Raw genomic sequence first — 7,588 nt, 5'->3', positions numbered from 1 at the left:
CTTGTTGCCCCCTCGTTCAATGGTAGGACAGCTGCCTCTGGAGCAGCCTATCGGGGTTCGAATCCCTGGGGGGCAGCCAATTACGGACTTCCTCGCATTCCTCAACTCCTTTCGTGGCGGCAAATGCGTAATCAGCGACCCTTCTGCCGGTAATTTGCAGTTTCGTTCCACTAGGTAATGCGAGCCTCCAGTTCGATCGCTCGTGGAAAGAGAATATTGTTTTCGAGATGGATATGCTGGTGCAGATCCTTTTCGAAATCACTTAGGCCGTCATAAAAGGCGAGATAGGTTGGGCAGGCATTCGGAGGCGTAGTGAAGCTGTTGCTCAGTCGCCGGATATCAGCGAGCAGTGCTCCAGCCGCATCGTGCTCTTGGGTCATCATGGCGATTGGGCTGGCAACAGAGTCAAAGCACCCTCGAGGTTTGGGGCTGCAATTTGCCGAGGCACGTTCGAGAAGTACTACGTATGGAAATAGAATCGACTCCTCTTTTGCGAGATGATGTGTCAACTCTTCGTCCAACTCAGCCAGCTTCGATTGAATTGTCCGGAGTTCCATTTGCGTCGCCCCGTGGCGATTCACAGCCTTTTGTGCTAGAACCGAAAGGCGTGGCAATTCTCTTTTCACATATGCGTGATGTACATCTATGATGTGCGCGCTCAGAACTTCGAGCGATGCCTGTGCCCAATCCGTGGAAACAGGCGCGGTCGACTGAGCAGCGACTTTGAGAGCCGCAAGGACTGCATCTATCTCAATATTGCCGGCGGTGCAAGCCTCAGACAGCGGTTTGCGTCCGCCGCAGCAGTAATCAATCCCGTACTTCTCGAAAACCCGAATCGAAGACGGCTGTTCGAGAGCTATCTCTCGAACTGTTTGGGTTGTAATTGTCATAACAATCTCCTCAAATCTAAGTTAGTGTTGCGGTAAGTTGATTGCAGCGACTTTGGTCGCTCATAGCCGAAGTGGCCCCATTTAGCGGCCTGCCAAAGCGATGTTCTCTTCTCGGCTGGTTTCGCGCGATGAAACATCCTGACCTGCGGAGCCTTGCTTGTCGTAGGAGTGTCCGGTCAACAGTCCAAGCACAAACCAAGCAAACAATGCTGCACCAATAGCGAAAAGGATGTCTCCCGGGACTCTCATCCAGCGGAGAGTCTGCATTGAGCCAGACTGCATGAACTCCGCCGAGCGTGCGTACCAGGTACCGCGTTCGATCGATGCCCAGGCTTGTAACAGGCCTACCGGAAGCATGCTGAGGATGACCATGAAGATCAAGCCAAAGTTCAGCGACCAGAAGGAAAGCTTCAGTGGAGTCTCCTTCCACTTGCGAGCAGGATTCAGCGCGCGGAGGCAAAACAGCGTGAGACCTAGACCGAGCATTCCGTACACACCGAACAGCGCCGTATGACCGTGGACGGGAGTGAGGTTGAGTCCCTGCACGTAATAGAGGGAGATAGGTGGATTGATAAGGAAGCCAAACAGACCTGCTCCCACCAGATTCCAGAATGCGACTGCAACGAAGAAGTAGATGGGCCATTTGTAGTTGGCGATCCACTGAGACTTCTTTGTCGGTTGCGCGAGGCGGATATTTTCCCAAGCTTCATACCCGATCAAAGTCAGCGGCACAACTTCAAATGCACTGAAGATCGCACCGAGGCCGATGACTGCAGGTGTTGCTCCCGCGAAGTAGAGGTGATGGAAAGTGCCGATAATTCCGCCTGACAGGAAGATCGTTGTCGAAAAGAGAGCAGCCTTGGTTGCCGTCCGAATCTCGATCAACCTGAGCCGTGTGAACAGAAATCCGATGACAACCGTCGCAAATACTTCGAAGAAGCCTTCAACCCATAGGTGAACGACCCACCAGCGCCAGTATTCGGCGGTAACGAGATGGCTGCGCTGCCCGTACATCAGTCCGGCAGAATAGAAAAGCGGAATGGCGATACTGGAGATGAGAAAGAGCGTTAAGAGCGATCTGTCCTCACTCTTGCGGACAAGTGCCGGTTTGAGCGCCGCGACCATCAGGACGAGCCACAGCACCAGCCCTACCAACAGCAGAATCTGCCAGAAGCGGCCAAGATCGACGTATTCATAACCCTGGCTGCCGAACCAGAACCACATGTTCCCCAGGCGCTGCTGGATGCCCAGCCACTCCCCGGCGAGCGATCCTCCAACTACGAGAATCAATGCCCCGAAGAGCGCGTTCACACCGAGTCGCTGATACTTCGGTTCGTGACCGCTGACAGCCGGTCCAACGTAGAGACCGGTTGCCAGCCATGAGGTTGCGATCCAGAAAATGGCGATTTGCAAGTGCCATGTACGCGTGACCGCATAAGGCAGATACTTGGCGAGCGGAAATCCAAAGAAGGACTGTCCTTCGACGCCGTAGTGAGCAGTCAGGATTCCCATCAGAATCTGCACGCCCCAGAGAATGACCACCACATAGAAATACTTCAACGTCGCACGCTGCGAGGGAGTTGGCTTGAAGAGAAGGAATGGATCGCTTTGCGGATAAGGCCCGTGAACGAATTCCTTCTCCAGCGATGCATACCACCAGACAAGTCCCCCGATTCCCGCCAGCAATCCAACGAAGCTCAATACACTCCAGAGGACCGCGCCGGATGTAGGAACATTTCCAATAAGGGGTTCGTGAGGCCAGTTGTTCGTATAAGTTGTCTCGGATCCCGGACGGTCCGTGCTGCAAGCCCACGAGGTCCACCAGAAGAAGGCGGCAAGTTGATGCTGCTTTGCGGCGTTCGTCAATGCGCCGCTTGGGATGGCATACTCGGATCGCCCTGCTGCAAAGACGTCGGTGTAGTAGGCGCGAAGCTGCTCAAACGCCGCGGCGCGATCCGCGCTTAGCGTCACGCGATTGCGCGAGGCGTCGTAGGTGTTGGTTCGCATCTCACGAATCAGCCGGGCCTTGAAGATCGCTTGTTGGTCCTGACCGAGATCCTCGAAATTCGTTGCCCCGGCTCTAACCGCCCAGATGTTCAGCAGGATCTCCGATTCCCGGTGCAGCCAATCCGCGCTCCAGTCGGGCGCGACATAAGCTCCGTGTCCCCACACTGTGCCGATCTCCTGCCCGCCGATCGACTGCCACACTCCCTGGCCATCGGTGATGGAACTGCCAGTGAAGAGAAGCTGGCCGTCCGTGTTGTAGACGTCTGGGATGGGTGGAGCTTCGCTGATCATCTTCCTGCCGACCCCACCGAGAACGCCGAAAGACCCAATAATTACGATGGCAAGGGCCACCCAATAACGCTTATAGGACATAATTTCTCCTCGATAAACCGCGCGCTCTAGGCCGCGCTAAGCTCACGGTAGCGTCGGGCGCTCTGCATTGCAGGGACTTTAGTCACACCGAGATGAGAAATCGACTCGGACACCGGAATTCAAGTATTCTCTGCACCGAACTTTGCGTTGACCTTGTGTGCCTCGCGCCGATTAGCATGTGCTGGCTGGGAGCGACCTACGACTTGGCAAACTCAGGAGAAGAGTAGGGAACTGCGACCAGGCGACTCGTGTCCCGCTTTGGGTGCGCGCAACTATACCGCCGCCTCTCGTTGACTCGTGCTGCTTAAGGCAAAGGCGGAGCGCCCGACTAAAAATGTGAGCGCCAGGTTGACAGCGAAAATCAACACTCCAGACAGTTCCAGCATCCCAGAGACAGGCAATACCTTCCACGCAAATGAGACCAGACCTTCGTATGCGAGAGGCTCAGAGGAAACGCGCAGCAGGCATCCGGTCTGAAGACACAGCAGGCTAAGAAGCATCAGGCGCTTGCTGAAGATGCTTTGGATACCTGTGAAGTGAGGCAGGATGCGCGGACCAATAGCGAACACCATCGTTGCCGCGAATCCGACCGTAAGAGCGTGACGCGATGCGCCCCAGATTCCGCCATGAACGTCTGAGAATGCGGCCCATACACTCATCGACCCGGCCACGATCAACCATGCATAGGCCAAGCGGATGAATGTCGGAAAACTTAGGTGGATGCCCTGAGTTTTAGCGTGCCCATGCGGCCATTCTGTAAGGCATAGTGCATATCCGATCGTGACCGCACTTAGGGCGAAAAGGATCGTGGCTGGCTTGGGCCATCCCATCACGCCGGCGAGAACACCCGCTATATCCATTGATAAAGCAATTCGAAACCAACGAACTTTGGGCTTCGGGATCGCAAGAAAGGCCGGCAGCCATCGCGCTGAAAAACCCCACACCACCGGAACCACAAATCCCCAACCAAGCAGGACGAGATATTTCTGATCGAGCGAGTGGGGAAAAGACCGCAGACCGCCTTGCAAGGACAATCGAAAACACTCGACAAAATTGAAAATCACCGCGGAAGCGAGGCCCGCAGTCCCGACCAGGACGGAAACCATCCAGAGTTCCATGGGACGCTTCGCTCCGCTTCTCGGGGCTGTTGCAGGCAGCCTATGGTGTGAGGCAGCGTAGAGAAACAGAATGACCGCCATGAGTTCAAATCCCGCGGAAACCGGCAGCAGTTCGCGCCAATGCCATCCATAAATGTTCGCAAACCATCGCATCGCGACACCGGATACCCAAAGCACATAGCAGGAAAACGGCAGACGAATGACCGACCTTCCATGCGCTGGCTGTGAATAGAATCCGATGCCAAGAATGAAACTACCGATCCAGCCAAACATCTGTGCGTGCCCATGTCCTTCCATCCACGCGGCGGGTAGTGCGTCGAGACCGTGATGCGCACTAATCGCCATCAGGTTCGAAAATCCCAACAATGTCCCCGGCAAAGCCATAAAAAAGAGGCCGCTCAGGATCCAGGCGCGGAGCATCAGGCTCTTCTGGCGTTCACGAGCAATGTTCGCCGCATTCTCTTGGGTGGAGGTTGAAGAGACCATCGGTTCAAACAACGGAAGCGCGGCCATGTCTAGCTCCTCGCCTTGAGTTCAGCTTCGAGTTGAATGGCGCGTGGAAACAAAACATCGTTCTCGAGATGAACGTGCTGCCTGAGGTCGGCCTCGTATTCGCGAAGTCCGGCAAAGAGTGCGATATGAGTGACGCAGGCCCACGCAGGCGGCTCAAAGTGATTTGTCAGGCCGATAAGCTCCATGACAATATGCTCGGCAGATTCGTGCTCCTGTTCCATTATGGAGATGGGGTGCGTAACTGAACGAAAGCAGACTTGCGCATGCGGATGAGCAACGATCGATTCTCTATCCATCTGCGATATGAACGGAAACAGAAGCTGCTCTTCCTTCTCGATGTGCGCATACATCTCACCACGAAGCTTTTCGATCAACTCTGCCACTTTTACCAATTCAGGTGCACGATCGCCGCGCTGCACTGCCACCTTTGACGCCATTTCGGCGAGTCTCGGAAGCTCTTGACGAACGCAATGGTGATGAATGCGGACGATGTGTTGGATGAGGCGTGCGAGCGAAAGAGTTTCCGGATCAAAGGCCGTGCTGCCACCTTCCTGGGCCTCCGAGTCGGCCAGTTTCTCGAGGACTTGATCGACGGATAGTTGCAGCTTTCTGCACGCTCCTTCCAGCGACAGGTCCGCCTGCGCACACATGTCGATATCGAATCGATGAAAGACTTTGGCCGAGGATGGATGCCGCGTCACGATTTCGCGGATGGACTGAGTTGAGGTTGGCATAAGCACTCTCCACCTGCAACCGTAGCCATCTACGAAGAGCAGATCAGTAACTTATGTCACTCGCAGCCAGAAAGTTCTAGGAAGTCGTTTCCAGCAAAGCCTTGAGGCCGCCAACGTCCTTTACTACGATTTGTCGCGCGTCCACATCCAGAAGCCCCTCGGCCTGGAGGCGCATAAGGTTGCGGGAAACCAACTCGCGCACTGTTCCGAGTTGATTGGCAAGTTCCTGATGGCTTGCCGGAAGGTGAAACTCAATTCCGCGGGAGGTTTTCCTGCCTTCGTTCTCCGAAAGCCTGAGTAATACTGAAATCAAGCGCTGGCGGATCGTAGTAAATGAAAGTTCCTCGATGATCCCCACCAGGCGCCGCAACCGAGCCCCCACCACTTGGAGCACTTTGAGCGAAACTTCTGGATGCTCCATGCAATAACTCTGAAAGTCCCGTCGCGAAATGAACGCAATTTCGACATCGTCAATGGCCACAGCGGAAGCTGGAAATGGACCACCATCGAAGACGGGCAATTCCGCAACGGACTCGCCCGGAACATTCACGGCCAGAACTTGCTCACGACCGCCCACGGATGTCTTGAAGATGCGAACTTTTCCTTTCGCAATAATGTGAAGGCCATTGCAGGGTTCGCCCTCTGAGAAAAGCAACTCTCCCGCACTGAATAGTTTGCGAACTGTTCGCGCAGCGAGCGTTTTCGACTCCGCCAGAGTGAGGCTCGACAAGAGTGCAGTCTTTCCAAGGACAGTTGCGAGATCGGTGCGTTCAGGGGTCACTCGGGAATTCTACGGCATTATCGAAAAACCTGCGCCATCGTCGGAGGGGGGCAGGGCTGCGCCCTAGCCGGCCTAACGAGACTCCGCGCAAGAGACTTTGGTCACTGCGTCCGCTGGCTGTGCGGCGTCTTATTAATTCATGAACCCGCAAATCAACACAGTCGACTTCAACGAACGTCCATTCATTGCCATCTGGGAGGTGACCCAGGCATGCGATCTGGCCTGCGTACATTGCCGCGCATCTGCCCAGCCTGATCGCAATCCCCTGGAACTCAGCACCGATGAGGGGAAGCAGCTGATCGACCAGATCGCATCCCTGCAGGTTCCCGTCTTCGTTCTGACCGGAGGTGATCCGATTAAGCGACCTGATCTCTTTGAACCGATCAGTCACGCTCGATCCGTAGGAGTCCGGGTTTCATTGACACCGAGTGCTACGCCGTTGCTGACGAAAGATATCGTTGTCAGGCTCAAAGCGGCTGGACTTGCTCGTCTCGCGGTGAGCATGGACGGGGCGAGCGCCGAAACCCACGACCTATTCCGTGGAATGAGTGGATCCTTTGCGCGGACTCTTGATGCCGTTCGCTGGGCAAACGAGATCGGCCTGCCCGTCCAGATCAACACAACATTCAGCCGGAGGAATGTTGCTGAAATTGACGCGATTGTCACGCTGATGGAGAAGTTGAAGATAACGCTTTGGAGTGTTTTCTTCCTTGTCCCTACTGGACGTGGGAAGCTGAACGATTTACTGAGTGCAGAGGAGTTCGAATCAATCTTCGCGAAGGTATACGGTCTGTCAAAGACCGCGAGCTTTGATATCAAAACCACAGAGGCTCAGCATTACAGGCGCTTTGTGCTGCAGCAAAATGTCGCCGAACGAAAGGCGGGGCTCAGTTCTCGTAGTGTGCAGGAGAGGTCTGCAGACGCGATCGGGCGTGCACCCCGGGGTCTCAATGATGGCAAGGGATTTCTATTCATCTCACATAAGGGAGATGTCTTCCCGAGCGGATTTCTTCCATATTTGGCTGGCAACATCCGCGAACACGGATTAGCCACGATCTATCGCGAATCACCGTTGTTCCTCAATCTGCGTGATACCTCGAAACTCGAGGGAAAGTGCGGATCGTGCGAATTCAAGGAAATTTGTGGTGGCTCGCGAGCCCGCGCATACGCTTT

At 55.0% G+C, this 7,588-nt stretch carries 6 protein-coding genes and 1 tRNA gene; 2 read left to right on the top strand and 5 right to left on the bottom strand.

Annotated elements, in window-relative coordinates:
• Positions 1-5: 5 nt before the first annotated feature.
• Positions 6-79 (top strand) — tRNA-Gln (locus tag WA354_RS12670).
• 91 nt (positions 80-170) lie between these two features.
• Here WA354_RS12670 and ric read toward each other — a convergent pair.
• The 5 genes from ric to WA354_RS12645 form a co-directional block, all read right to left on the bottom strand.
• Entirely contained in the window at positions 171-890 is a 720-nt protein-coding gene (ric, locus tag WA354_RS12665; RefSeq protein ID WP_472813375.1) for an iron-sulfur cluster repair di-iron protein, read from the bottom strand.
• Positions 891-971: 81 nt separating this feature from the next.
• Positions 972-3,269: a nitric-oxide reductase large subunit gene (locus WA354_RS12660; protein ID WP_472813374.1), complete on the bottom strand. Its 2,298-nt coding sequence runs from the start codon at positions 3,267-3,269 to the stop codon at positions 972-974.
• Positions 3,270-3,541: 272 nt separating this feature from the next.
• Positions 3,542-4,900 carry a hypothetical protein gene (locus WA354_RS12655; RefSeq protein ID WP_472813373.1) on the bottom strand — a complete coding sequence of 453 codons (1,359 nt, stop codon included), beginning with the start codon at positions 4,898-4,900 and terminating at the stop codon, positions 3,542-3,544.
• Positions 4,901-4,902: 2 nt separating this feature from the next.
• Positions 4,903-5,634 (bottom strand): DUF542 domain-containing protein, encoded by a 732-nt coding sequence (locus tag WA354_RS12650; protein ID WP_472813372.1) that lies wholly within the window; start codon positions 5,632-5,634, stop codon positions 4,903-4,905.
• Between the two features lie 76 nt (positions 5,635-5,710).
• Positions 5,711-6,415, bottom strand: a complete 705-nt coding sequence (locus WA354_RS12645; RefSeq protein WP_472813371.1) for a Crp/Fnr family transcriptional regulator — start codon at positions 6,413-6,415, stop codon at positions 5,711-5,713.
• 139 nt (positions 6,416-6,554) lie between these two features.
• Here WA354_RS12645 and WA354_RS12640 point away from each other — a divergent pair.
• The coding region (locus WA354_RS12640) for a TIGR04053 family radical SAM/SPASM domain-containing protein (RefSeq protein WP_472813370.1) at positions 6,555-7,588 on the top strand (1,034 nt) is incomplete at its 3' end.

The organism is Occallatibacter sp. (assembly GCF_049802275.1).
Lineage (GTDB): Bacteria > Acidobacteriota > Terriglobia > Terriglobales > Acidobacteriaceae > Telmatobacter.
This window is presented reverse-complemented; position numbering and strand designations above follow the sequence as displayed.